This window comes from Nostoc sp. NZL, from assembly GCF_015714705.1.
Lineage (GTDB): Bacteria > Cyanobacteriota > Cyanobacteriia > Cyanobacteriales > Nostocaceae > Nostoc > Nostoc foliaceum_A.
In genome coordinates, this window is record NZ_WBKL01000159.1 from 48,670 (window position 1) to 73,366 (window position 24,697).

At 43.5% G+C, this 24,697-nt stretch carries 22 protein-coding genes and 4 pseudogenes; 15 read left to right on the forward strand and 11 right to left on the reverse strand.

Annotated features, from left to right (window positions below; genetic code table 11):
- Positions 1 to 158 precede the first annotated feature (158 nt).
- Positions 159 to 290 carry a photosystem II reaction center protein PsbN gene (gene psbN / locus F8R90_RS22995; RefSeq protein WP_012410654.1) on the reverse strand — a complete coding sequence of 44 codons (132 nt, stop codon included), beginning with the start codon at positions 288 to 290 and terminating at the stop codon, positions 159 to 161.
- Between the two features lie 85 nt (positions 291 to 375).
- Between psbN and psbH the strand changes: the two genes are divergently transcribed.
- The 4 genes and pseudogenes from psbH (at position 376) to pth (ending at position 2,583) form a co-directional block, all read left to right on the forward strand.
- Complete coding sequence (psbH, locus tag F8R90_RS23000; RefSeq protein ID WP_109011888.1) at positions 376 to 579, forward strand: photosystem II reaction center phosphoprotein PsbH; 204 nt, start codon at positions 376 to 378, stop codon at positions 577 to 579.
- 410 nt (positions 580 to 989) lie between these two features.
- Positions 990 to 1,355, forward strand: a pseudogene (locus tag F8R90_RS23005) (DUF4351 domain-containing protein); the annotation flags it as partial.
- Between the two features lie 48 nt (positions 1,356 to 1,403).
- A complete protein-coding gene (locus F8R90_RS23010; protein WP_190891154.1) occupies positions 1,404 to 1,676 on the forward strand; it encodes a TatA/E family twin arginine-targeting protein translocase in 273 nt (90 codons plus the stop codon).
- A gap of 265 nt (positions 1,677 to 1,941) precedes the next feature.
- Positions 1,942 to 2,583, forward strand: coding sequence for an aminoacyl-tRNA hydrolase (gene pth / locus F8R90_RS23015; RefSeq protein WP_196512608.1), 642 nt, complete (start codon positions 1,942 to 1,944; stop codon positions 2,581 to 2,583).
- Positions 2,584 to 2,831: 248 nt separating this feature from the next.
- Here the strand turns inward: pth and rpsU are convergent, their stop codons facing one another.
- Complete coding sequence (rpsU, locus tag F8R90_RS23020; protein ID WP_190891159.1) at positions 2,832 to 3,011, reverse strand: 30S ribosomal protein S21; 180 nt, start codon at positions 3,009 to 3,011, stop codon at positions 2,832 to 2,834.
- A gap of 443 nt (positions 3,012 to 3,454) precedes the next feature.
- On the reverse strand, positions 3,455 to 3,763 hold the full coding sequence (locus tag F8R90_RS33070) for a hypothetical protein (protein WP_230966694.1): 309 nt from the start codon (positions 3,761 to 3,763) through the stop codon (positions 3,455 to 3,457).
- A gap of 493 nt (positions 3,764 to 4,256) precedes the next feature.
- Here F8R90_RS33070 and F8R90_RS23025 point away from each other — a divergent pair, with 493 nt between their 5' ends.
- Positions 4,257 to 5,099 (forward strand): SPFH domain-containing protein, encoded by an 843-nt coding sequence (locus tag F8R90_RS23025; protein ID WP_190891163.1) that lies wholly within the window; start codon positions 4,257 to 4,259, stop codon positions 5,097 to 5,099.
- Here the strand turns inward: F8R90_RS23025 and folP are convergent.
- Positions 5,096 to 5,956: a dihydropteroate synthase gene (gene folP / locus F8R90_RS23030; RefSeq protein WP_196512609.1), complete on the reverse strand. Its 861-nt coding sequence runs from the start codon at positions 5,954 to 5,956 to the stop codon at positions 5,096 to 5,098. The genes F8R90_RS23025 and folP overlap by 4 nt on opposite strands.
- 52 nt (positions 5,957 to 6,008) lie before the next feature.
- Positions 6,009 to 6,740, reverse strand: coding sequence for a triose-phosphate isomerase (gene tpiA / locus F8R90_RS23035; protein ID WP_196512623.1), 732 nt, complete (start codon positions 6,738 to 6,740; stop codon positions 6,009 to 6,011).
- Between the two features lie 211 nt (positions 6,741 to 6,951).
- On the opposite strand from tpiA, the gene F8R90_RS23040 reads away from it, so the two are divergent.
- Positions 6,952 to 8,433, forward strand: coding sequence for a GTP-binding protein (locus F8R90_RS23040; protein WP_196512610.1), 1,482 nt, complete (start codon positions 6,952 to 6,954; stop codon positions 8,431 to 8,433).
- A gap of 136 nt (positions 8,434 to 8,569) precedes the next feature.
- On the opposite strand, the gene F8R90_RS23045 is transcribed toward F8R90_RS23040, so the two are convergent.
- Together F8R90_RS23045 and F8R90_RS23050 are read right to left on the reverse strand one after the other, a co-directional pair.
- On the reverse strand, positions 8,570 to 9,409 hold the full coding sequence (locus F8R90_RS23045) for a DUF4351 domain-containing protein (protein WP_196512611.1): 840 nt from the start codon (positions 9,407 to 9,409) through the stop codon (positions 8,570 to 8,572).
- A 432-nt stretch (positions 9,410 to 9,841) separates the two neighbouring features.
- Positions 9,842 to 11,494: a mechanosensitive ion channel gene (locus F8R90_RS23050; protein ID WP_196512612.1), complete on the reverse strand. Its 1,653-nt coding sequence runs from the start codon at positions 11,492 to 11,494 to the stop codon at positions 9,842 to 9,844.
- A 199-nt stretch (positions 11,495 to 11,693) separates the two neighbouring features.
- On the opposite strand from F8R90_RS23050, the gene F8R90_RS23055 reads away from it, so the two are divergent.
- Entirely contained in the window at positions 11,694 to 12,143 is a 450-nt protein-coding gene (locus F8R90_RS23055) for an SRPBCC family protein (protein WP_196512613.1), read from the forward strand.
- A 58-nt stretch (positions 12,144 to 12,201) separates the two neighbouring features.
- Here F8R90_RS23055 and F8R90_RS23060 read toward each other — a convergent pair whose 3' ends face one another.
- Positions 12,202 to 13,026 (reverse strand): SirB1 family protein, encoded by an 825-nt coding sequence (locus F8R90_RS23060; protein WP_196512614.1) that lies wholly within the window; start codon positions 13,024 to 13,026, stop codon positions 12,202 to 12,204.
- 381 nt (positions 13,027 to 13,407) lie between these two features.
- Between F8R90_RS23060 and F8R90_RS33915 the strand changes: the two are divergent.
- From F8R90_RS33915 to F8R90_RS23085, 5 genes and pseudogenes are all read left to right on the forward strand, one after another.
- A pseudogene (locus tag F8R90_RS33915) lies at positions 13,408 to 13,506 on the forward strand (PEP-CTERM sorting domain-containing protein); the annotation flags it as partial.
- 319 nt (positions 13,507 to 13,825) lie between these two features.
- A complete protein-coding gene (gene atpD / locus F8R90_RS23070; protein WP_196512616.1) occupies positions 13,826 to 15,274 on the forward strand; it encodes a F0F1 ATP synthase subunit beta in 1,449 nt (482 codons plus the stop codon).
- An 88-nt stretch (positions 15,275 to 15,362) separates the two neighbouring features.
- Complete coding sequence (atpC, locus tag F8R90_RS23075; protein WP_069071045.1) at positions 15,363 to 15,776, forward strand: ATP synthase F1 subunit epsilon; 414 nt, start codon at positions 15,363 to 15,365, stop codon at positions 15,774 to 15,776.
- A 153-nt stretch (positions 15,777 to 15,929) separates the two neighbouring features.
- Entirely contained in the window at positions 15,930 to 18,080 is a 2,151-nt protein-coding gene (locus F8R90_RS23080) for an SPFH domain-containing protein (protein ID WP_196512617.1), read from the forward strand.
- Positions 18,081 to 18,440: 360 nt separating this feature from the next.
- A pseudogene (locus F8R90_RS23085) lies at positions 18,441 to 20,303 on the forward strand (protein kinase domain-containing protein).
- Positions 20,304 to 20,313: 10 nt separating this feature from the next.
- On the opposite strand, the gene F8R90_RS23090 reads toward F8R90_RS23085, so the two are convergent.
- Positions 20,314 to 20,613, reverse strand: coding sequence for a 30S ribosomal protein PSRP-3 (locus tag F8R90_RS23090; RefSeq protein ID WP_012410744.1), 300 nt, complete (start codon positions 20,611 to 20,613; stop codon positions 20,314 to 20,316).
- A 136-nt stretch (positions 20,614 to 20,749) separates the two neighbouring features.
- On the opposite strand from F8R90_RS23090, the gene F8R90_RS23095 reads away from it, so the two are divergent.
- The 3 genes from F8R90_RS23095 to F8R90_RS23105 all read left to right on the forward strand — a co-directional run bounded on the left by F8R90_RS23095 (position 20,750) and on the right by F8R90_RS23105 (position 23,543).
- Positions 20,750 to 21,220, forward strand: coding sequence for a DUF29 domain-containing protein (locus tag F8R90_RS23095; protein ID WP_196512618.1), 471 nt, complete (start codon positions 20,750 to 20,752; stop codon positions 21,218 to 21,220).
- A 44-nt stretch (positions 21,221 to 21,264) separates the two neighbouring features.
- A complete protein-coding gene (locus tag F8R90_RS23100) occupies positions 21,265 to 22,068 on the forward strand; it encodes a TIGR01548 family HAD-type hydrolase (protein ID WP_196512619.1) in 804 nt (267 codons plus the stop codon).
- An 86-nt stretch (positions 22,069 to 22,154) separates the two neighbouring features.
- Positions 22,155 to 23,543, forward strand: coding sequence for a cytochrome P450 (locus F8R90_RS23105; protein WP_196512620.1), 1,389 nt, complete (start codon positions 22,155 to 22,157; stop codon positions 23,541 to 23,543).
- 58 nt (positions 23,544 to 23,601) lie between these two features.
- Here F8R90_RS23105 and F8R90_RS23110 read toward each other — a convergent pair whose 3' ends face one another.
- Together F8R90_RS23110 and F8R90_RS33075 are read right to left on the reverse strand one after the other, a co-directional pair.
- Positions 23,602 to 24,405, reverse strand: coding sequence for a tetratricopeptide repeat protein (locus F8R90_RS23110; RefSeq protein WP_196512621.1), 804 nt, complete (start codon positions 24,403 to 24,405; stop codon positions 23,602 to 23,604).
- A pseudogene (locus tag F8R90_RS33075) lies at positions 24,398 to 24,697 on the reverse strand (hypothetical protein); the annotation flags it as partial. The gene F8R90_RS23110 and the pseudogene F8R90_RS33075, both read right to left, overlap by 8 nt.

The following is a 24,697-nucleotide window of genomic DNA, read 5'->3' on the forward strand; positions in this document are numbered from 1 at the left end:
GGGGAGGGTTAGGGTGGGGTAAAATCCTGGTAAATCAGCGATTTTAGACTTGTGTGTACACCGTAGCCTAAAAGGACAGAGGTCTAGCTGTACTAGCGGCTGACTCCTAACTCCTGTACAGACGCGATTAATCGCGTCTCTCCAAACTCCTAACTCTTTTAATCTTCGTGGTCATCAAAAGGATCGTTCAATTCCTTGCTAGGAGGACCAAAGGAGGTATAAATCGAAATTCCGGTGATGGCAACCACTACGGCAGCCATAGAAATGCTAAGAACTATTGCGGGTTCCATAATTGAGAGATAGATTATGAGTGCTATTCTTATAGAATATTACAGAAGATTAAAAAAAGCTTTGGCAAGTAATCTTAGGTGAACTATGGCGCAAAGGACTAGGTTGGGAGATATCCTGAAACCACTTAACTCTGAATATGGGAAAGTGGCTCCAGGTTGGGGTACTACCCCTGTGATGGCTGTTTTTATTTTGCTATTTTTTGTGTTTCTGCTAATTATTCTGCAACTTTACAATAGAACACTGTTGGTTGAGGATGTAGTAGTCGATTGGCGGAGTTTGGGACGCTAATAGATACACAGCTATCAAGTTTGGATAACAAGTTAAGTTACACCCGGTACTTCCGGGTTTTTTTGTACGTTGTTATTTGCTACTGGGCAAGAAGGGGCGCAAGGCCTTGCGCCCCTTCTAGAAATAATTTGGGATAATTTATTTTTTGCAAGTCCCTTGAGGAACGTAGCAAGATCCCACAGGGTAAAACAATATTTCCAGGGCTTTGTTGGATTGCGCTTTGTTTAACCCATCGCAATAGTTAGAGAGCTTAGATTTGCTTAAGCTGAACTACTATCGCAAATTCACTGGCACTGCTAATATCAACTATAGTTTTGTATAAACACTATTTAGACTAATTGTTACAGCAGATTTCAACCAACTTGTTCACGTACAAAACCTAAGTCTGATAGCCTTGCGTTCGGGAGCATCTTGAGCAAAGAGAACGACTAGAAATTTCCGCCTATACTCAAATCTTAGCCGGGTTAAAATACGAAAAAGACTTGATTAGAAACTTGTTTCGGGAGGGTATGATGCGCGAATCAGTGATTTATCAAGAGATTCTCGCTGAAGGGGAACAACGAGGAGAACAACGAGAACGATCGCTCATTGTTCGTCAAATAACTCGGCGCGTGGGAGAATTACCCCAAGAAGTGCGTGAGTAAATTGAAAGCCTCGACCTAGAGCAATTAGAAAATCTCGGTGAAGCTTTGTTAAATTTTCAAGCGATGTCTACGGCGGTAAACTACGCAGATTTAAAAACTTGGTTCAATACATTAGAGCAGAAGGGCCAATAATAATATATGAGTCTATGGTAGTGGTTCTATAGTTGACAGGAGACAAAAATGAATATATTTGGTATCGGTTTGCCGGAAATGGCTGTAATTATGGTAGTTGCATTGTTAATCTTTGGCCCAAAGAAGCTGCCAGAAATTGGTCGGAGTGTGGGCAAAACAATTCGTAGTTTCCAAGAAGCTTCTAAGGAGTTTCAAACCGAGTTTCAAAAAGAAGCAGAACAGCTAGAAGAAGTTGTCAAGACTACTGCTGAACTGGAACCTAAGCAAATCTATCCTGCTAAATCTGAGCAGGATACCGCTAGTTCTTCGCAACCTAGCTAGTACCGCTACGCGGAAGTCAAAAGTCAAAAGTCATGAATGCTTTAATTCTGGACTTTTTGGCTGTAATGAAATAGTAGGTTTATTTCCGCCTTTACCTAAGTCGGAGAGAAGGCTCCCGCCATAATCTTTGATTTGGCGGCGAGATGAATCGAGGGCGAAAAACGAGGAGCGATCTTTGCAATCCCCCGCTATATCAGGTACTCCTGATATAGCGGGGAGAGGGTTTCAATAGGAGAATGCTGGATATCAATTGACTGTAGGCAAAATGACAGAAGCTGTTACGCAACCAGCTTTAGTGATTCCCCAGCTAATTGTTGGATTGGGGAATCCAGAAAGCAAGTACGACCAAACACGCCATAATATTGGCTTTGCTGCTGTAGAAACTCTCTCCCGTTCTTGGCGCATTTCCTTAGCAGAAAACCGCAAGTTTCAGGGGGAGTATGGCGAGGGTATGGCCCCAGGTGGTGGTAAAATTCGCTTGCTAAAGCCGTCAACTTATATGAATCGGTCAGGACAAGCAATACAAGCGGTGACAAGTTGGTATAAATTGCCGCCTGAGTCAGTGCTGGTGATTTATGACGATATGGATTTGCCCTTGGGAAAAACTCGTCTGCGCTTATCTGGTTCGGCTGGGGGACATAACGGCATGAAAAGTGCGATCGCACATCTTAGTACCCAAAACTTTCCCCGTTTGCGAATCGGTATTGGTAAACCCAAAGGTGCAGCTAATAACGATGATTCTGATGCTGTTTCTCATGTGCTGGGGCGATTTTCTGGTGCCGAAAATCAGCAGATGTCTCTTGTACTTCAGTTCGTGGTTGAGTGTATTGAACTAAGCCTCAAGCAGGGAGTAGAAAAGGCGATGAATATTTGTAATAGCCGCACCATTAATAATTCTGAGTCTTAGGGTTGGATGAATACTATCCTATAAGCTTGGCAAAGGCTCTTATTTTGGTTGATGGGCAGCGATTTTAGCTTGCTCCATCCAACCGATATAAAGCCCTTACGCCTTTTGTGCTTGGGAAAAGTGACTCATCTACATCCTAATTTGGGGTGCGGCATAGTTTGCTTAATTTTTGTAAGAATAATGGCAATTACGTTGTTGCCTGTTTTAGGTCATAACCTCAAGCAACGCCACTACCAAACCAAGTAAGTTTAGTTAAAACGTCTTTTGCGTCTAGCTGCCACTGCCTTACGTTTGCGCTTTTCTATCGGTGTTTCAAAGTGCCGATGATATTTCACATCAGCTAATATCCCAGCTTTGGAAACCTGACGTTTAAACCGACGCAAAGCTGAGTCTATTCCTTCGTTCTCTCCTAGAACCACCTGGGTCATTCTTGCCTATTCCTCATAATGAATAGTTTCCATTGTAATAGTAGCCTCAACCTTAGTAAAACCCCCCTAAGCTAAAGTCATGATTAAGAGGCTATTCGTCTAGTTGAGGCTAGTTGTGTGTGCTTCTAGATTGTGAAATTGGCACTTAACTAAAAGTTAATCTAACTGCCCTAATGCGCTCTCCGCAGCAGTAAAGAAGATAGCAAAATTGCAATGTCAAATTTTCCTGACTGTAATATTAACTGGCGATAAATGTAGTTTTGGCTACTATAACAATCCTAAGCGATTCGTGAGAGAGAATATCCCCAATTTCTTAAATAAATCGGGGATAATGTGACTTTGAATTCTTCGCAATCAGATAGGATTGCTATAGCAAATATGAGAAAATATGATTATGTTTGCAGATTTTAGAAGTTGATTCTGCCCTCATTAAATAATTTATATCAGGCTGCTAATGCTGCAAAAGCAACAAATAAATTCCATAAGCTAGTTGATCGGAAAATTACTCCACCACTGAAAAAAACTAGTACTATGCCAATACCTAACAAAATCCACCCAAGCTGACTAGCTTCTCTGCGAAAAAACACTAATGTAAACACACCTGACATGATTGCTAATACGGAAACAGTAGCAGGTAATCTACTGGAAAAAGGTAGATAGTAACCGCTAACAAATATTATATTTTGACCAAAAAAGTATAAGCCTGTAAAAAGTAGGATTAAACCTATAAGTCTGATTAACAGTCTGCCCATAATAAGTAGGTCGGCGTAAATAATTATTGTTGCAATAAGGCAGGGGGCAGGGGGAGAAAGAGTTTGAGCTTTATTTACTTTTATTTACATAGTTTGATTTTATTCCACCGACTTACTTATTTGTATATTTATAATGGCTGAAGCCAATTTTAATCCGATTATACTGAAGTTTCTAAAATGTTACTAGATTTTACGTAAAAAAAATAATTAGATTTAAGTAAATATACTGCTTTTTAGTCTGCCATACTTGAAGATACCAGTACAAGTAATGTTGGTTACATGAAGTAGTCCTTGCCAGCGTTTTATCAAGGTGCTTTAATAGCGATCGCATTCCGCAAATAGAAAATATGTACAAGACGCGCAGCGACTCGACATCAGACATCGCTGCTAGTGTTCATCAAATTACAGACTCAAAACATTAAACTCAAAGATATGACAAGCTAGTAGCATATCTTTGATACTAAATTCGCCCAAAAGCTGAATAGGAGCATATATGGAGCCAATCATTGCTATAGTCTTAGCGCTTATAGGTTATGCCTTAGGTTCTGCAAAACTGATTAATCAAGGTAATGAAGCCCTAGTCGAACGCTTGGGGCGGTATCATCGGAAACTTAAGCCAGGGCTGAACTTTATTGTTCCCTTGGTAGATCAGATTGTGATGGAAGATACTACACGAGAGCAGTTTTTAGACATCAAACCTCAGAATGTGATTACCCAAGATAATATTTACGTGGAAGTGGATGCTATTGTGTACTGGCGTATTAGAGATATTGAGAAAAGCTTTTATGCTATTGAGGATCTGCAAGGGGCACTGACACAGGTAACCACAACCACGCTCCGGGAAGTCATTGCCCAGAACACCCTAGAGCAGACCAATGTCTCCAGATCGGAGATGGACTCAGCTATCCTAGACCAGTTGAATAATATAACAGCAGATTGGGGAGTTGATATTATCCGGTTAGACCTTCAGAGAATTACTCTACCTGAGAGTGTACGAAAGTCTAGGGAAGAGGAGCAAGCCGCTGTAATTAAAAAAAGGGCGCTGATTACTGAAGCAGAAGGGGAAAAGGAAGCTGCCATTAAAAAAGCAGAAGGAACTATGGCTTCAGTGCAAATCATTTCTCAAGCTCTCCGTTCCAATCCTGACAGTAGAGACATTCTGCGGTATCTTGTAGCTCAAGATTACGTAGATGCTAGCCAAAAACTTGGTGAGAGTAATAATGCCAAAATTGTCTTTGTAGACCCAGCTAACTCAAGTGAAATGTTTCAAGAGTTGATAGCTGAGTCAGTAAATCAAGAAGGTAACGGCAAAAAATCCGAGAACGGTAATACTTAAGAGTCATGCTGTGCATCTTGTCTCAGTAGCGCATCGGCTACTAGTGAAACATCGCGCATTTCTTGAACATCGTGAACTCGGAGGATATCAGCGCCATTAAGAATAGCAGCACAACAAGCTGCTGCCGTTCCCCAAACTCGTGCTTTGGGATCTGGTTGATTTAAAATCCGACCAATGAAGCTTTTACGAGATGCTCCTACCAAGATAGGACAGTTGAGTCTTGTTAGCGATCGCAAGCGGCGAAAAATTTCTAAATTTTGCTCATAGTTCTTAGCAAAGCCAATACCAGGATCGATAATAATTTTTTCCAGTTCAATGCCCGCAGTAGTTGCTGCCTCAATTTGCCGAGCCAAAAAACTATAAATCTCACCGAGCAAATCTTGATAATCAGTCTGTTGTTGCATTGTCTGTGGTGTTCCCCGGATGTGCATTAAAATTATCGGTACACCTAAATCTGCAACTGTTGGCAACATTTCAAAGTCAAAAGTGCCGCCAGAAATATCATTAATAATATCCGCTCCAGCTTCTACAGATGCCCTGGCTACAGCAGCACGGGTAGTATCTACAGAAATCGGGACTGAAATTTCTGGTCTTAGCACCTGTAACACCGATAACACTCGGTCAAGTTCCTCCTCCAGAGGTATTTGCTTTGCCCCTGGTCGAGTTGATTGACCGCCCACATCGATAATGTCAGCACCAGCAGCCACCAGTGCTTGCGCCTGCACTAAAGCAGCAGAGGTAGTGTTAAACTCACCCCCATCACTAAAGCTATCAGGCGTTACATTCAAAATGCCCATTAAATAAGTTCGCTGTCCCCACTCGAAACAGCGTCCCCGAATTATCAAGTTGCTTGGCATAAATTTACATTAGACATTCCCATGCAGAGCATGGGAACAAGAAGAAGGCACATCACACTGACTGAAAATTCACAATTCGAGCGAAACTCTCAGGTTCCAAACTTGCTCCTCCCACTAAAACACCATCAATTTCTGGTTGAGCCATGATCTCATCAATATTATTCGGCTTGACTGAGCCACCATATTGAATTGATACATTTGGATTACTCAACTGGCTACGAATTAAGCCAATAATCCGATTTGCCTCTGTTACTTCACAGGTATCACCAGTACCAATCGCCCAAATTGGTTCATAGGCAATCACCAAATTATCCTGATCGATATCTACCAACCCTTTGTCGAGTTGGAGAGCAATCAGTGATTCAGTTTCTCCCGCATCCCGTTGTTGTTTTGTTTCGCCAACACAGAGAATTGGGGTCAAACCAAACCTTTGAGCAGCTCGGAGGCGTAGATTAACGGTTGCGTCTGTTTCACAAAAGAATTGCCGTCGTTCGCTATGACCGACAATCACAAAGCGCACACCACTTTCTGTCAGCATTGGGCCAGAAATCTCACCCGTATAAGCTCCATATTCTTCCCAATGGATATTTTGTGCCCCCAGTTGGATAAGGCTACCGTGCAAAGTCTTGGACAAAACGCTTAAATCAGTGAAAGGAGGGCACAATATCACTTCTCGCCCTTGGGGGGTTTCCTCTAAGTGGGGCAGAAATCCTCGTAGAAACTCTTGGGTTTCTGCCTGGGTTTTGTACATTTTCCAGTTGCCGGCAATAACGATTTTCCGCACAGGTAATTTAGTCAAGATCCTAACGAGTTATTTAGATGCATTTTTCAGTTTATGACTTTTTGTTAGTCATTAGTCATTAGTCATTGGTCATTAATCAAGAGTTATTCTCTTATGCACCTCTGCCCCCCTACTCCCCAAACCCTTGTTAAAAATAACTAGGATAATAGACAGGGGTAATTTAAAAATCCCAAATTTCAAATCTCAAATTGATATGACTTCGACATTGCCCGTGCCTGAACCTCATCAAAGCGATTCCGCTAACACTGACCCAAATTCTCTCAGTTGGGAGGAAGAACTGGATAGTGCGATTTTCAGTTTTGAAGATATTCAGACGGAACTGAACTATAAACAAGCACAAACGGCACTGCGAAACTTGGTAACCAATCTCGACCTCACCCCCCAAGAAAAAACCGGATTGGAGACAGAAATTGCTGATTTGGAAACCATGCTGGGGAAGTTAGACCGCATGGTGGTGCAGATTGCGGCTTTTGGCATGGTGGGACGTGGTAAGTCTTCTCTACTCAATTCTTTGGTTGGGCAAACAGTATTTGAAACTGGGCCGCTGCACGGTGTCACTCGTGCTGCACAAAGAGTTAATTGGAGTATTAGTGAGGAAGCGATTGGGGAAACTGAACGTGCTTTGCGAGTCACACTCCCTGGTGTAGGTCAATCCCAGGTGGAATTAATTGACACTCCTGGGTTAGACGAGGTAGATGGTGCAACTCGTGCCGCTTTAGCTGAACAGATTGCCAAACAAGCAGATTTGATTCTGTTTGTGATATCTGGCGACATGACAAAGCTAGAATATACCGCTCTTTCTCAGTTGCGGGAAGCAGGTAAACCGATTATTTTGGTGTTTAACAAAGTAGATCAGTATCCAGAAGCAGACCGGATGGCAATTTATCACAAAATCCGGGATGAAAGGGTGCGAGAATTACTCACACCTTTAGAAATTGTCATGGCTGCGGCATCGCCATTAGTGAAGACGGCGATTCGTCGCCCTGATGGTACGAGGGGTATACAGTTGCGTACAGGTAATGCCCAAGTCGAGGAACTGAAGCTAAAAATTTTGGAAATTCTGCATCGTGAGGGTAAAGCCTTGGTTGCTCTTAATACCATGCTTTATGCCGACGTTGTAAATGAGCAATTGGTTGAGCGAAAACTGATGATTCGGGAACAGAATGCCAATCAGTTGATTTGGAAAGCTGTGATGACCAAAGCATTAGCGATCGCACTAAATCCCGTAACTGTGGTAGATATTCTGAGTAGTGTGGTCATTGATATTGCTCTAATTTTGGGTTTATCTAAACTCTATGGCTTCTCCATGACCGAAGCCGGGGCTGTACAATTGCTACAAAAAATCGCCCTGAGTATGGGCGGCATCGGTGCGAGTGAATTGTTAGCAAATTTGGGCTTAAGTGGATTAAAAACTTTACTTGGGATCTCTGCAACAGCTACAGGTGGCATTGCGCTAGGCCCTTATATATCGGTAGCCATCACCCAAGGGGGAGTAGCTGGTGTTTCTTCTTACGGTATTGGACAAGTTACCAAAGTTTATTTAGCCAATGGCGCAACTTGGGGGCCTGATGGGCCGAAAGCAGTGATTAATCGGATTTTGACAAACCTTGATGAGACTTCAATTCTCAACCGCATTAAAGATGAATTACTCTACAAGGTAAAACTCAGAAAGTGATACACAGACGTGGAATGAATAAAGTTCGGTGAGCCATGTTAGTTCCTAGAAGCTGCTTGCTTCTCCTGTTCAGAGACGCTGTGCGTAAGCTTGCTTTAACTAATTCGTAATTACGAATTACGAATTACGAATTATTTCAACTGCTTGTATTTTGCTCAAGCCAAGCAACTAAATCAGATACATTTGTAAAATCTAAAAATTCTTCTCCTAATTGTTCCAATTGTTCAGTAGATAAAACTCGAATTCTCTCAAATATTGATGGATCTATTTCTCCAAATCGGCGATTTAACTGGCGATTTAAGAAGCGAAAAGCTTCTTTTTGTTCTCCCCTTTGTTCTCCTTGATGCAAAATATCTTGATAAATAACTGATTCTTGCATAATATCTTCCCGCAATAATTGATGAATAAAATCTTTCTCAAACTTTAATCCTGCTAAAATCTCCGTGTAAGCAGCAGTATTTTGTCTTGTTTCGATATCTGGAATTTTAGCAATTTCCTCGGCAACTTGCGATAATAACGCCCGGGCTGAATCTGTTCGCGTTAACGGTGCTAAAGGTAATAACGCCAGATTGCTAAGAAATAGTGCTGAATCTTGCTCCCACATTCGGATAACTCGATAACGGTGGGTTGTGACTTCGCTGACATATTCTTCAGTAAAAGCAATTTCGTCACTTGTCTCTTGTAAGAAAATCACTACCTGCGTAACAGGAACTTGATATTTCCGTGTCAATCGGACATAGTAATCTAGCATCCGCAGAGAAATTGGTTTTTGGGATTTGATTGTAGTTTGAAATTCTAGGTGTAAAATCCGTTTTTCCGTTTGCAGAAATGTTACCGAATCAGCACGTATCGGTTCGATGCTTAATTCGGTTTTTAAGATTTCAATTGTTCGCGGTTCTTGATTTAATAACCAACGAGTAAAATCACGGGGGTATTTTTCTGCGAGTATTTTACAAAGGTTGTCATATTCTGCCATCTATAAAGATTGCACCTGTTTTTATTAATTATTTGAAAGACCATGTATACGACGGGCTATTCTGTGTCGCAGCTTGATTTGGGCACATTTTTTATGGTGACATGTATTTAGAACTCGGAAGTTCGACCTCTGAACTCGGAACTTCGACCTCTGAACTTGGAACTTCGACCTCTGAACTCGGAAGTTCGACCTCTGAACTTGGAACTTCGACCTTTGAACTCGGAACTTCGACCTTTGAACTCGGAACTTGAGCTTCTGAACTCGAAACTTCGACCTTTAAACTCGAAATGTCAAGTCCTACACTCAAACTCCGAGCTTCTAAACTCTAACTTTCAACTTTTTAGGTAAAATTGCCGAGAGATTTTCTTCACTATTGATACTTAGGGCTGCACTTTCCGATATTTATAGATGAAATTGCACCTTAATCAACTTTTAATTTCTACCTTTGAAAGAGTCGAGCCATTCTTGAACTTGCTCGCGGGCAATATCGCGCCCTCCAAGACCAAAAGCTAGGGCGATCGCAACTGCGATCGCACCTAGTAAAAGTCCAAAGGCTAAATTGACAATATCACTGGCAACTCCTATCTGTTGTAGTGCCATTGCAGAGACTAAGGTAATAATTGCAATCCGCGCCACTTGTCCCAAAATCTGTGCTTGACGTTCACCAGAACTGGTAATGATATTAAAAGCCAGATTTGCCAGAAATAATCCAATGGCAAATATCACCAATCCCGCCAAAATCCGCCCGAATATGATCACAATACCCGATACCAATGCTGTCAGGGCTGGAATATTCAAGATATTCACCGCCGCCACCGTTGCAAATAGCATGATACCCACTAAGGCAACAATGCCTGCAATTTCCGATGGAGTACGGGCTGGAGTCGGTTCAATTGTTGGTTCTGTTGAAATTTCGATGCGTCTACTGGGTGTTGCCAGACCGAGGATGGTAAAAATGTTATTAAAGCCTAAGTTGGTGAGGATACTTGTAACCAGATCCGCGACAAAGCGCCCCACGAAATAGGCAACAATCCAAATTGCAATGGCTGTAAAGATGGCAGGTAGGGCGTTGAGAACCTGTTGCAGCATTGCGATCGCAGGCACTGATATGGCAGCAATTCCCAAGGCATTGAGGGCTGCGATCGCCACAGGAATCAAAATCAAAACATAGACAATTGTGCCGATAATGCTCGATAGAGGTTGCACCCCCGCAGTCGAAGATAATCCCAATCGACTACCTAAATGGTCGATACCAGTTGTCGCCAGCAAGTTCGTTACAATCCGCCGTACTACATTAGCGATGAACCAGCCAACTACAGCGATTAAGATCGCCGCTAAAATGTTCGGTAAAATTAGCAGAACTTCTGTAATGAGAGCTTGTACTGGTTGTAGAGCCTGCCTTAGTTCGAGAGTATCCAAAACTGGGGCAAGAAAGAGTAAAAATATAAACCAATACAGAGCATTGCCAATTGTCTCACTCAGAGACAACCGATTGAGGCTGGGTGCCCTATCTTCTGGTTCTGGATTCAAACGCTCATCCAGGTTAAATGCCTGTAATGAACGCACAGTGATCATCTTCACAATAGTCGCCAAAAACCAGGCGGTTACCAAAATGATTCCTGCACCAACCAACTTTGGCAAAAAGCCAATAAGTTGATTGAGAAAATTATTCAGAGGTCGAGACGCTATTTCCAGATCCAATGTCTGTAAAACAGCTACCGCCGTCAGTAGGAGAATGCTCCAAAACACTAAGCTAGAGATGAATTTCTCCACTTGAGGAACATCTTGACGACCCGTTATCCCTGCGGCAATGCGGTTATCTATATTTGTGCGATTGAGGATTCCTCGCGTCACTGCTGCTGCGATCGCTGCAATTAGCCAACCAACTAACAAAATTGCTACTGCCCCCAGCAAACGGGGTGTAAACAGAATCAACTGTTGAACAATACCTTGCACATCAGCGATTCCTTGATTCACTGCTGGTTGCACTGGTTGCAGGCTGGGCGATTGTGCCAAAAATTGCTGCACTCTCATGGGCAAACCAACTTCTATCACCTGGGTTATTCCTTGCCAAGTTGTGTTCATGGTTTTTCGGAATTAAGCTTAAGTATTCGCCGCAAACACTGAGTAAGTGTTTTGCCTATCAATTTACCAGTAAAAACATACATCTATGGCATTGATATCAAGAGTAATTTTTGACTTTGTTACTAATATTTGATTTAATTTACTGGCAGTGCTGAATTTTGCGTTACTCTAATTGCAGCAACAGCATCAAATATGTGGAATGTCCCAAGTTTTGGAACAATCGATTCAAATTAATGCTACAGCTACGGTAGTGGAGCGCTGTCTTAGCGATTTAGCTCTCATGCACCGCTGGTTGAATCCCGTCCTCCGTTGCGAACCAGTGGGCGAAGCTTGGAGCACCGATGTCGGCAGTGAAAGCCGTTTTATCATTCAAATTCCTCTACTGAAACCCACTTTGAATAGCGTAGTTGTGGAACGACAACCGGGTTTGGTGGTGTGGGAATTTCAGGGATTTTTTCAAGGGCGCGATCGCTGGGAATGTCAACCCACAGAAAAGGGAACGCTCTTACTCAACCGCTTTGAGTACGATATCCCTAACCCTTTGGTTAGTTGGGGTTTCAACACCTTTGCCGCATCTTGGACAAAAGCAGATATGCAAGCCCAGCTGCGCCGCCTCAAACGAGTCGCAGAAGAACAACGTAATTCGTAGTTCGTAATTGGGCATTGATTGGGCATTACTTATTTCTTCCCCTGCTTCTCTATCCCTCCTACCGATCTTTACCCAATTCGGTAAGTAGCCGCCGAATCACAGATGCATCCTCGGCATCGGGAACTTTTGTTAAATAATTTTGTAAGTCGTTTACAGCTTGGGGGTAGTAACCGAGTTGATAATAGATCAGACCGCGATCGCGCAACTCTAAAGTTAAACCAGGAAACAGCAATAAAATTCGTTCAACTGCTGCCAGCGTTTTTTCTAACTCTTGCTGTTTGAGGTAAATAAATTTGAGATTTGTCAGCATCCGTGCCAAAAATTGCCGATTACTGACTACAGCTAAAAACTCTGGTTGTAGCGACACGGGTTGCTGATAAAGTTGAGACAGGCGTTCCTCGCAATCTTGGGCAAATATTATTTCGCCACCATTGAAAGCATCGACAAAAATCTCTATATCTGGAATATCTGGGCGGATTAGGAAATGTCCTGGCATCCCCACACCCACCATCGGAAAATCAATTCGTTGGGCAACTTCTAGGTAAACCAGCGCTAAGGTAATGGGAATCCCCAGTCGGCGGTCAATTACATCATTGAAAAAGCTGTTGCGCGGGTCGTAATAGTCAATTTTATTACCAGAAAACTTTAAATCATCGTAGAGATACTGGTTAATACTTTGAACTATCCGCAAAGGATATCGTGAGTCAGGCAGTCGTTCTTGAAGCTCCCATGCCATTGTATCAAGGGCGTTGAGATATTCCTCTGGGTCTAAATTAGGATATTCTTCTTGTGCAATATACAAAGCTGCCTTTGCTAGGTCAATGTGCTCGTCAGACTGCTGAATCTCCTGGTAAAAATATTGTCGTGCTGACGAGAAATTCATAAGCTGTTGCTCGGTGGAAGTGTAAGGATGAAGCCGCAGCTACGCCTAATCCAGACATCGCAGCTTGGCTAAAAACAGTTTTTTGTACCTATCTTTATCTTATGGATATTCAGAAGTTTTGGAAATGTAGTTTGTAGATAGCTTTACTATTCTATTGCCAACTAACTTGAATAAATGCTGTGTAGTGATATGTACGACGGGCTGCGCCCACGCAAAGCACATAACAATGGAGGAACACTACAGGCAACATCTGCATCGCTTACACCTTCTGCTACACCAACTTTTCTGTCATCGGGTTATACAGGACTGGTTGATGAAGTTCGTGTAAATTGGAACAATGGCTCTACAGTGCTGGGTAATGTAACATATCACACTGCTGCTGTTCCTGAACCAACTTCTTTGATTGGCTTGCTTGGTTTGGGTGCTTTTGGTGTCACCTCTAAATTCAAGCGCAAGCAAAAGCATCAAGTTCACTGCTAATATAATCCTTAATTTATGAAGCAAAAGCTAGGTATCAAAATCTAGCTTTTTTGCTATAAGTGCAAATGCAAATATTTAGGCAGTTTAGTAGATTAGCATCTTTCGCTACATCGCGTGATAGCTAGGGCGATCGCATCTGAAAAATGAGATTAGGGATAAAGGTCAGGATGAGGGCTACAACCACAGCCGCCAAACTCCTTTTTAAGGAATTACTAAGGGAGTTATGTCCCCGTCCGGTGCTAAAGTGAAAATTGACATTGCTTATTATTATGTCTTCTCAGACCGTATCTGAAAACTAGCTTCACTCATTAGGCGCAGCATGGTCACAACCGCAGAAAAAACAAACATTGGCTACATTACCCAAATCATTGGCCCAGTTGTAGACGTTAAATTTCCCGGCGGGAAATTGCCACAAATCTACAACGCTTTGAAAATCGTTGGCACCAACGAAGCTGGACAGGAAATCAACATCACCGTTGAAGTACAGCAACTGCTGGGCGACAACCAGGTGCGGACTGTTGCGATGAGTTCCACCGAAGGCTTAGTGCGCGGTTTTGAAGTCACCGATACAGGCGCTCCCATTACCGTGCCAGTTGGTAAAGCCACCTTGGGTCGAATTTTCAACGTCCTTGGCGAACCTGTGGACAACAGGGGCCCTGTAAATGCTGAGGCAAGTTTACCCATCCACCGCTCTGCTCCCAAATTCACTGACCTAGAAACCAAACCTTCAGTGTTTGAGACTGGGATTAAAGTTGTTGACCTTCTGACTCCCTATCGACGCGGCGGTAAGATTGGTCTATTCGGCGGTGCTGGTGTTGGTAAAACCGTGATCATGATGGAGTTGATCAACAACATTGCGACCCAACACGGTGGAGTATCCGTATTTGCTGGCGTGGGTGAGCGCACCCGTGAAGGCAATGACCTCTACAATGAAATGATGGAATCTGGGGTTATCAACAAAGACAACCTCAACGAATCGAAAATTGCTCTAGTTTACGGTCAAATGAACGAGCCACCCGGAGCCAGAATGCGGGTTGGTCTTTCGGGATTGACAGTAGCAGAGTACTTCCGGGATGTGAACAAGCAGGATGTGCTGCTGTTTATTGACAATATCTTCCGGTTTGTACAAGCAGGTTCGGAAGTATCCGCGCTCCTGGGTCGGATGCCCTCAGCGGTAGGATATCAGCCGACATTGGGAACCGACGTAGGTGAACTGCAAGAGCGGATTACCTCAACAACAGAGGGTTCCATTACCTCCATTCAGGCAGTGTACGTACCTGCGGATGACCTCACCGACCCCGCACCTGCTACTACCTTCGCCCACTTGGACGGTACCACAGTGCTGTCTCGCGGTTTGGCAGCTAAGGGAATTTATCCCGCAGTTGACCCCCTTGGTTCGACTTCCACCATGCTTCAACCAAATATTGTAGGTGAAGAACACTACAATACTGCTCGGGCGGTGCAATCAACTCTGCAACGTTATAAAGAACTCCAAGACATTATCGCCATTCTCGGTTTGGATGAATTGTCTGAAGAAGACCGTCTAATTGTGGCGCGCGCGCGGAAAGTTGAGCGCTTCTTGTCTCAGCCGTTCTTTGTAGCAGAAGTATTTACCGGTTCTCCTGGTAAGTATGTGAAGTTGGAAGATACTATCAAAGGGTTCCAGAAGATTCTGTCTGGTGAGTTGGATGCTCTGCCAGAACAGGCTTTCTACTTAGTTGGCGATATCAACGAAGCGATCGCTAAAGCTGAAAAAATCAAAGGTTAGTCATTAGTCATTGGTCATTAGTCATTAGTTCAACTGCTAATGACTAGTGACAAAAGACAAAAGACAAAGGACAAAGGACAAAAGACAAATGACATTAACCGTTCGTGTAATTTCCCCAGATAAAACAGTATGGGATGCCCCAGCGGAAGAAGTAGTTTTACCTAGCACCACTGGTCAACTAGGTATCCTAACTGGACACGCACCACTTTTGACCGCCCTGGATACTGGTGTAATGCGAGTCCGCGCCGCTAAAAATCAGAATTGGCAAGCGATCGCTCTTTTGGGTGGTTTTGCCGAAGTCGAAGAAAATGAAGTGACAATTCTGGTTAACGGCGCTGAACGTGGCGACAAAATTAACCTTGATGAAGCCCGCACTGCTTACAACCAAGCAGAAGCGCGTCTGAATCAAGTTGCAGGAGACGATCGCCAAGCCCAAATCCAGGCAAACCAAGCCTTCAAACGGGCCCGCGCTCGGTTTCAAGCGGCCGGCGGTTTGGTCTAATTTAACTTTCTATTTCCACTTTGTAGGTTGGGCAATGTCCAACCTACAAAATATTTATTAACTTTTAAAAAAATTACGTCAAGTTTAAGAAATTGAGGCCAGCCTTGGTGAAGTGTTAACTTAACTAATTAGTTGCCCAAATGGGCACAAATTATGAAAAGCTTTTCATCTTTGCTTGGTACTCGTAAACAAAATAAGGTAGCTCTTTTTGCAGCATCTATTGTAGCAACCTTAGCGATGGCTGCGCCAACGTCTTCTCTACAAGAGGCTACGCGAATGTCGATCGCTGGGAGTATTCATTCTGCAAATGCTACTCCTGTAAAAATAACTACCGCAAAAGAAGTTACTTCGGCGACTGTCCAGCTAAATCAGACCAAACCAAATATTGCTCAGTTACAAATTAGCAGGACTCAATATCAAGCTGCTGGAATTGATCCTTTTGTACTAATCCCCGTCGTACTTGTCGGGGGTTTAGTTATATTTGTCCCCCTATTCTTTGGCGGACTTGTAGTAATTGGCGAACGTGAAGTCGGCATTGTAGTTCGAAAATTTACCCTTTCCGGGCGTGGACTCCCCGCCGGAAGTTTGATTGCCCTCAACGGGGAAGCTGGCTTGCAGGCAGATACTTTAGCTCCTGGTTGGCACTGGGGCTATTGGCCTTGGCAGTATTCTGTAAAGAAAGAATCGGTAATTGTCGTTCCCCAAGGGGAAATCGCTTTGATTGTGGCAGCAGATGGCGCATCCAACCCACCAGAGCGGATTTTGGGTAAAATTGTCAGTTGCGACAACTTCCAAGATGCTCGGAAATTCCTCACCCAAGGTGGGGAAAAAGGTCGGCAAATGGGTTTTCTCACTGCTGGTACGTACCGGATCAATACTGCCCTATTTAAAGTCATCATGGCATCAAATGCCAGCGCTCATGGCATGAATCCAGAACAGTTGCGGGTATACAGTCTTGCATCTGACAAAGTTGGCATCGTCACTACCTTAGATGGTGTACCAATCTCTGCTGGCGAACTTGCAGGCCCCATAATTGACGGACACGACAACTTCCAAAATGGTCAGAAATTTATTAATGGAGGTGGGCGGCGAGGCTTACAAGAGCAAACCTTGCTTTCTGGTTCTTGGAACTTGAACCCTTGGTTTGTCCAGGTTGAGCAAGTGCCCATGACCGAAATTCCCATTGGGTATGTAGGTGTGGTAATTTCTTTCGTGGGTAAAGCACATCAAGATGTCAGTGGTGCAGCTTTCACTCATGGTAACTTGGTTAATCCTGGACATAAGGGTGTATGGGTCGAACCGTTGTATCCTGGCAAGCACCCGATTAATTCCCGGATAATGAAGATGGAACTAGTGCCAACGACCAATATTGTCTTAAATTGGTCAGACCGCACAGAACGTCATAGCTATGATGCTCAACTAGCTTCCTTGACAGTGCGATCGCGTGATGGGTTTGCCTTTGATTTGGAAGTAGCACAAATTATCCATGTGGGTGCTTTAGATGCCCCAAAGGTAATTTCTCGTGTTGGTGCAATGCAAAATTTGGTAGACCATGTATTGGAACCGACCATCGGGAACTATTTCCGCAACTCAGCCCAGAACTGTACTGTACTAGATTTTCTGACTGCTCGAAGTGAGCGGCAAACTGAGGCTGCTGAGTATATTAAAACAGCATTGCGGGCTTATGATGTGCAAGCGATCGACACCCTCATTGGTGATATTCAGCCACCAGCGTCGTTAATGCAGACACAGACAGACCGGAAAATTGCCGAAGAAGAACGCAAGACTTATGAAGTCCAGCAGATGGCGCAAACCCAACGGCAGCAACTTGTCCGGGAAACAGCACTGGCTAATATCCAGCAAGAAATGGTGAAATCGGAGCAGAGTGTGCATATTGCTGACCTAAAAGCCCAAGCCCAAATCAAAGAGGCGAATGGTGAAGCTGAGGGTACAAAACTCCGGGCAATTGCTGAGGCTGAAGGTATTCGGGCCACAGGTAACGCCAAAGCTGAAACCTACCGCGCTGGTGTGGAAGCCTTGGGTTCACAAGGTTATACAGCAATGCAGCTGATGCAGATTATAGGCGATCGCAATGTCCGCTTGATACCAGATGTCTTAGTTGGTAGTAACGGCAGTAATAACGGCTTAGTAGATGGGCTACTATCCATGATTTTATGGAATCAAACTGGTAAAGGTGAATTGACACCAACACCTTTGCATCCACAACCAGTAGTTACCAAAGCACAACCAACCTCAGAAAACGGTTATCCACCTATAGTTGTGAATTTTCCGGGAGATAAGTAACATCTGGTAGAGGCACACAGCTATCATTGGTGTCAACTTAAGCTAAAAGCCTTTTCAAATCTCGTTTCCAGCAAGAGGCTGGAAATGCAATTCAAAAGCGGCTCTGCCGCCAGCAAGGGAGGCGGCAGCCCCAAGGATGGCATTCCCAGGCGGAGACTGGGAACGAGGTAAACGAGGTAAGAGATAATCTCTAAAAGCTGCTTATAGCCTGGCTTTCACGTTAAGTTGACACCAATGCACAGCTATACGCCCCTACGAAAAACACAATTTAAAACGGTTATATTTTACTTTGGGTAGGCATATTGCCTACCCTGTAATTTTGGCAGGGAAATTTTGCTTTTACAAGAACGTTATCGTTTAATGAAGCAGATTGGTCAAGGTGGATTCTGCAAAACTTTCCTCGCTGGAGACGAAGGTCAGTTTCCGCCAGTTCCTTGCGTCGTTCAAGAATTCTCGCTGGAACATGAAACATTTAAAAATTTTCAGCAAAAGGCGCAACAGTTAGAAGAATTAGGAAAGCATCCACAAATTCCCTCTTTATTAAGTTATTTTCAGCATAATGGTCATTTTTATTTAGTGCAGGAGTTTATTGCAGGCACTAATTTAGCTCAGGTAGTTGAAGAAGAAGGCGCTTTTAATGAAATTCAAATTTGGCAACTGTTAGAAGATGTGTTGCCAGTTTTTCAGTTTATTAGCGATGCCTGCGGCGGGCTACGCCTACGCAACATCATCCACCGCGATATCAAACCCTACAATATTATCCGTAGATCCCCAATTACAAAAAGCGGAGATTTCGTCATAGTCGATTTTTCCACTGCGAAAATCGTCACAGAAATTGATCGGTTAACATTTGAAACTAGTATCGGCAGCCCAGAATATGCTGCACCAGAGCAAGCAAAGGGAAAATCTGTTTTTGCTAGTGACTTATATAGCTTGGGTGTAACTTGTATTTACTTACTTACTCAGATTCCTCCCTTTGATTTATTTGATATTGCAAATGATTGCTGGGTTTGGCGAGATTATCTTACTACCAAAGTTAGCGATGTCTGGCGACAAGACCCAAAGCGTCTACGCTTGGCGCAAATCCTCGACAAGTTGCTGCAAAACTCTGTTAACCGTCGCTTTCAATCAGCTGGCGAGGTTATGCAAGCAATGGGTATCGAATATAAAACTCAAAATTTGAAATTACCAAATCCTCCTTGGCGATGCTTGCATACTCTAACTGGGCATTCTGGGACATGGAGTAGTGTGAATGCCCTTGCCATCAGTCCTGACGGTTACACTTTAGCCAGTGCTAGTGATGAAAAAAACATCAAATTGTAGGATTTAAATACCAAAAAAGTTCTAGCTAGCTTGCCAGGACATTCCCAAGCTGTAAAATCAGTTACCTTCAGTCCTGATGGGAAAATTCTGGCAACTGCTAGCGACGATAAAACTATCAAATTGTGGCAGGTTGAGACATTAGAGGAAATCTGCACCCTCTTGGGACACTTACACACTGTGAAATCAGTTACTTTCAGTCCAGATGGACAGATTCTCGCTAGTGGTAGCTGGGATAAGACAATCAAACTCTGGGATGTAAATACTGGCAAAGAAATTTGCACCATAACCGGACACAAATTACAGGTAAATTCAGTGGCATTTAGTCCGCAAGGAGGGCTTTTAGCCAGCGCTAGTTATGACAGAACTATTCGCCTGTGGCAGATACCAAGAAGAGGCAGGGGAGCAGGGAGCAGGGGGCAGGGGGATATGAATAGTGCTGAGTTAAAAGACCACTCACAAGGGGCGGAGAACATTTCCCCTTCCCCCTTGCCTCCTGTTGAAAACCGCCCATGCTATAGCTTGTTAGGCACCCTTTCGGGTCATGCATGGGCGGTTTTGATAGTCGCTTTTAGTCCCGATGGGGAAATTTTGGCGACGGGTAGTGATGATAACACTATTAAATTGTGGGAGGTAAACACTGGTCAGCTAATTTGCACACTTGTAGGCCATTCTTGGTCTGTGGTGGCTGTGGCTTTTACTACCGATGGCGAAACGCTCCTAAGTGCAAGTTGCGACAAAACAGTTAAACTTTGGAGGGTAAGCACAGCAGAAGAGATTGTTACTCTCTCTGGTCATATAGACTCAGTATCTGCTGTTGCTGTGAGCAAAGTTACACAATTAATTGCAAGTGGCAGCCGGGACAAGACTATCAAACTGTGGCAGCTTGTAGAATCTAGCTAATTTTGTAATATCAGGCGCTACCTGTGAAGGCAACTTCTGGAAATTTCAATTGAGCTTCTGCCATTGGACGGTTTCTGCCTTCCTCTTGCCAGTAGTTAATCACTTCTGTCGCTTTATTAAGCAACTCGACACGATCCAGGTCAGTAATCCAATGTTTGGACTCTAATTCCTTTTTTAACTCTTCCCAGGCATCATTTCTGGGCCAAAAGAAGTACTTAGTCAAAGGACTGGTGCCTTTGCCTACAATTTGATCGACTGCTAGAGCAACGTTTTCGTCTAACCACAGAATTTTCAAAATAAACTTGGTCAATCACACCTCCGGGAATTTCCGGGCATTACTGAACTAGGATAGCGATCGCTTATTTTAACGCAATACTCTATCAAATGACCAAACAGTGATTGGATTGGGCTAGCATAAGGTGTAGTCGGCGCTAAAAGAGATGCTTATGACTGCCCAAGTACCCCAATCTCAAACAACATCTGGTTCAGATTTGTATGAGCAAGACTTTTACCTGTGGATTCAAACCACGGCAGAACTGCTCAAGCAAGGTCGGCTTACAGAACTAGATTTAGAGAATTTGATTGATGAAATTGAAACAATGGGCAGGAGTGAAAAGAAAGCACTTAGAAGCAATTTGGAAGTGGTGCTGATGCATCTATTGAAGTATAAATATCAAGCCGAGAAGCGCTCTGGTAGTTGGCGAGCAACAATTCGGGAGCATCGCAAACGCATCAGACAAGCTCTAGAAGAAAGTCCTAGCCTCAAACCATATTTTGATGAGGTTTTTGGGCTATGTTATGACGATGCTAGACTCTTGGCTGCCGATGAAACTGAATTGCATTTGGCTACCTTCCCCGAACAATCTCCCTTTACCCCAGAGCAATCCCTCAACCCCGATTTTTTACCTGAGTCATGATCTCACGTTTTATGATGATGTAAAACTCTTTTGCTTCCTACTCCATGACTCAACCAACTTCTGCAAAAGCGATCGTTATTTTCGATATTGATGGCGTTGTGCGCGATGTTAGCGGTTCCTATCGCCGTGCGATCGCAGATACCGTAGAATATTTTACTACCCAAGCATATCGTCCAACCCCACTGGATATTGACCAACTGAAGTCTGAAGGTGTGTGGAATAATGATTGGGAAGCATCGCAGGAATTAATTTACCGCTACTTTGAAACCCAAGGACAGAACCGTGAGCAACTGCAACTAGATTACAGTGCGATCGTTGCTTTTTTTCAATCACGTTATCGAGGTCCAGACCCAAATAATTTTACTGGGTATATCTGTAATGAACCTTTGTTATTGCAACCTAGCTATTTAGAGCAACTTACCCAAGCTGAGATTGCCTGGGGATTTTTCAGCGGTGCTACTCGTGGTTCTGCTAACTATATTTTGGAAAAACGGTTGGGTTTACAGTCTCCAGTATTGATTGCTATGGAGGATGCACCAGGGAAACCTGACCCTACTGGACTTTTTGCTACAGTTCGTAAATTGGAAAATGGAATTGAGCAAACATCAGCGATCGTATACGTAGGAGATACGGTAGCAGATATGTATACTGTAGAGAAAGCGCGGAATCTAGATTCTTCTCGCACTTGGCTTGGTGTAGGGGTTTTACCGCCCCATGTGCAGGAAACAGCAGCGCGTAGTGATGCTTATGGGGAGACACTAATAGCAGCAGGAGCATCAGTATTTTTACGCAATGTTCAGGAATTGACCCCAAGGCAGATTCAAAAATTGGTAAGTTCATCTGCCTGATCTGTGTTCTAAAATCAATCAAGCTATGCGTGGATGAATGACTAGCTGATAACAATCTTGCTCCAATTATTGGGAGATAAATAAAAATGTCTGCACTTAAACTGCCTAACGGCCCCCAAACTCACCCTTGGGTACAGACGTATCAATGGCTGACTAACCCAGTGGAATATATGGAAGACTGTGCTAAAAGCTATGGTGATATGTTCACTCTCCGAATTGGCCCAGTTTTTACTCCTCAAGTCTTCATTAGTAATCCTCAAGCAATTCAGCAGATTTTTACCACAGATCCAAAACAGTTAGATTCTGGTGCAGCAGCAGGTTCAGGAACGCCTTTATTGGGGCCAAATTCTCTACTATCCTTAGAAGGAAAACCTCACCAGCGCCAGCGGAAACTGCTTACACCTCCTTTACATGGGGAAAGAATGCAGGCTTATGGTGATTTAATCTGTGAAATCACCAAGCAAGTAACTAGCGAGTGGCCAGTCGGGGAAAGTTTTACAGTCTTGCCATCCATGCAAGAAATCTCCTTTCAGGTGATTTTGAAGGCTGTATTTGGTCTAAAGGACGGACTTCGTTATGAAAAACTCAAAGAAATCCTAATTGCTATCCTGAATCCAAAAAGACCTATTTTGCGGGCAATATTCCTCCTGTTCCCATTATTACGGCAGGATTTAGGGCCTCGCAGTCCTTGGGGAAGTTTTCTACGTTTGCGACAGGAAATGGATGATCTCATCTATGCTGAAATTCAAGAGAGGCGATCGCTTGCCGATCAGTCTCGAAGTGATATTCTGTCTTTGATGATGGCGGCTCGTGATGAAGCAGGGGAGCCGATGACAGACTTGGAATTACGTGATGAATTGATGACTTTATTGATTGCAGGTCATGAAACTACGGCTAGTTCTTTGGCATGGGCACTGTACTGGATTCATCATCAGCCTGAAGTCCTTGAAAAACTGGTGCAAGAACTAGATAGCCTCGGTGACAACAAAGATGCAAACACCATTTTCCGATTACCTTATTTAAATGCAGTTTGTTCGGAAACAATGCGCCTATATCCAGTGGCGATGTTGGGAGTAAATCGATTGGTTAAATCACCTTTAGAAATTGCAGGCTACAAATTTGACCCTGGTACAATATTGGTTCCTTGTATTTATTTGAGCCATCATCGAGAAGATTTATACCCCAATTCCAAGCAGTTTCAGCCAGATCGTTTTCTAGAACGACAATTTACTCCATCTGAATTTTTGCCTTTTGGTGGTGGTAATCGTCGCTGTATTGGCATGGCATTTGCGCTGTTTGAGATGAAACTGGTATTGGCAACTGTATTATCTAGTTGGCAAATGAAACTAGCTGATACAAAGCCAGTACTGCCGGTTCGGAAAAGCGTCCTGTTAGCACCAGGCGGTGGTGTACCAATGATGGTAACTGGAAAGCGCCAGCAAAATCAGCGAGTTCTTGAGACTAACTTAGTGTAAAAAGTATCAGAATCAGGTGGGAGCGATTGCTCCGCTTCCCTTTTGATTTACTTGCTAATTACTGGATTTTCAAGAACTTATCCAAAGCTGTAACTAGGCTGGGAGGCCAACGCCGGATATTTTTTACCCAGTCGATATCTTTGTAGCGGCTATCAAGTCCATAAGCTGCTACCCAGTTGCTTTCAGCTTCACCTTGTTCTCCATTTACCCAATATGCAGCTGTGAGGGCGGCACGCACATCAGCAAATTTGGAGTATTTACGGGCGATATTTCGCATTTCGCGGATTGCTTGCTCTTTTTGACCAGTTTCATAAAGAGCGAGGGCGTAGTTCGCACGGGCGAAGGCAAAATTTGGAGCTATCTCATTAGATTTTTTGTAGTCTGCGATCGCATCTTCCCATTTTCCTAAACCTGTTTTGGCATTGCCGCGATTGTTATATGCCATCGCATCGTTAGGATCGAGTTCTAAGACATGATTGTAGTCTGCGATCGCATCGTCCCATTTTCCCAACCCTTCCAATGCCGCCCCCCGATTCAAATATGGATCGGTGACATTCGGCGCTAATTCTATGGCTTTGTTATAATCTGCCAGCGCCTCTTGTAACTTATTCTGACTCACCCGCGAATTTCCCCGGTTACTCCACGCCCCGGCATTTGTCGGAAATTGCTCAATAATCTTTGTCCAGTAAGTTTCAGCCGTCGCAAAATCACCTTGATTCGTTGCTGAAAACGCTTGATTTGCCCATTCATCGCCTTGTTTTAACTGTTCTTGAGTAATGGGCGGTTGAGATTGTGCCATAACTGGAGTACCCCAGCCAAACACAAGTAACAGACTGAGAAAAATACCAATCAACTTAATCATCTAGGTTTACCTGTTTATCTTGAAGATGGGGAGTGAGAAATAGTGAATGAGGAATGGAGTTCAAAGACTCATTAACGGAATTCAAAGACTCGTTGGCGAGTATTAAAGACTCATTCACGAGTATCAAAGACTCATTCACGAATATCAAAGACTCGTCAGCGAGTATCAAAGACTCATTCACGAGTATCAAAGACTCGTCAGCGAGTATCAAAGACTCATTCACGAATATCAAAGACTCGTCAGCGAGTATCAAAGACTCATTCACGAGTATCAAAGACTCGTCAGCGAGTAT

Bases quoted from the DNA above. Each gene is read 5' to 3' on its own strand.
- psbN (WP_012410654.1), bottom strand. From the start codon at position 290: ATGGAACCCGCAATAGTTCTTAGCATTTCTATGGCTGCCGTAGTGGTT.
- psbH (WP_109011888.1), top strand. From the start codon at position 376: ATGGCGCAAAGGACTAGGTTGGGAGATATCCTGAAACCACTTAACTCT.
- F8R90_RS23010 (WP_190891154.1), top strand. From the start codon at position 1,404: ATGAATATATTTGGTATCGGTTTGCCGGAAATGGCTGTAATTATGGTA.
- pth (WP_196512608.1), top strand. From the start codon at position 1,942: ATGACAGAAGCTGTTACGCAACCAGCTTTAGTGATTCCCCAGCTAATT.
- rpsU (WP_190891159.1), bottom strand. From the start codon at position 3,011: ATGACCCAGGTGGTTCTAGGAGAGAACGAAGGAATAGACTCAGCTTTG.
- F8R90_RS33070 (WP_230966694.1), bottom strand. From the start codon at position 3,763: ATGGGCAGACTGTTAATCAGACTTATAGGTTTAATCCTACTTTTTACA.
- F8R90_RS23025 (WP_190891163.1), top strand. From the start codon at position 4,257: ATGGAGCCAATCATTGCTATAGTCTTAGCGCTTATAGGTTATGCCTTA.
- folP (WP_196512609.1), bottom strand. From the start codon at position 5,956: ATGCCAAGCAACTTGATAATTCGGGGACGCTGTTTCGAGTGGGGACAG.
- F8R90_RS23040 (WP_196512610.1), top strand. From the start codon at position 6,952: ATGACTTCGACATTGCCCGTGCCTGAACCTCATCAAAGCGATTCCGCT.
- F8R90_RS23045 (WP_196512611.1), bottom strand. From the start codon at position 9,409: ATGGCAGAATATGACAACCTTTGTAAAATACTCGCAGAAAAATACCCC.
- F8R90_RS23050 (WP_196512612.1), bottom strand. From the start codon at position 11,494: ATGAACACAACTTGGCAAGGAATAACCCAGGTGATAGAAGTTGGTTTG.
- F8R90_RS23055 (WP_196512613.1), top strand. From the start codon at position 11,694: ATGTCCCAAGTTTTGGAACAATCGATTCAAATTAATGCTACAGCTACG.
- F8R90_RS23060 (WP_196512614.1), bottom strand. From the start codon at position 13,026: ATGAATTTCTCGTCAGCACGACAATATTTTTACCAGGAGATTCAGCAG.
- atpD (WP_196512616.1), top strand. From the start codon at position 13,826: ATGGTCACAACCGCAGAAAAAACAAACATTGGCTACATTACCCAAATC.
- atpC (WP_069071045.1), top strand. From the start codon at position 15,363: ATGACATTAACCGTTCGTGTAATTTCCCCAGATAAAACAGTATGGGAT.
- F8R90_RS23080 (WP_196512617.1), top strand. From the start codon at position 15,930: ATGAAAAGCTTTTCATCTTTGCTTGGTACTCGTAAACAAAATAAGGTA.
- F8R90_RS23095 (WP_196512618.1), top strand. From the start codon at position 20,750: ATGACTGCCCAAGTACCCCAATCTCAAACAACATCTGGTTCAGATTTG.
- F8R90_RS23100 (WP_196512619.1), top strand. From the start codon at position 21,265: ATGACTCAACCAACTTCTGCAAAAGCGATCGTTATTTTCGATATTGAT.
- F8R90_RS23105 (WP_196512620.1), top strand. From the start codon at position 22,155: ATGTCTGCACTTAAACTGCCTAACGGCCCCCAAACTCACCCTTGGGTA.
- F8R90_RS23110 (WP_196512621.1), bottom strand. From the start codon at position 24,405: ATGATTAAGTTGATTGGTATTTTTCTCAGTCTGTTACTTGTGTTTGGC.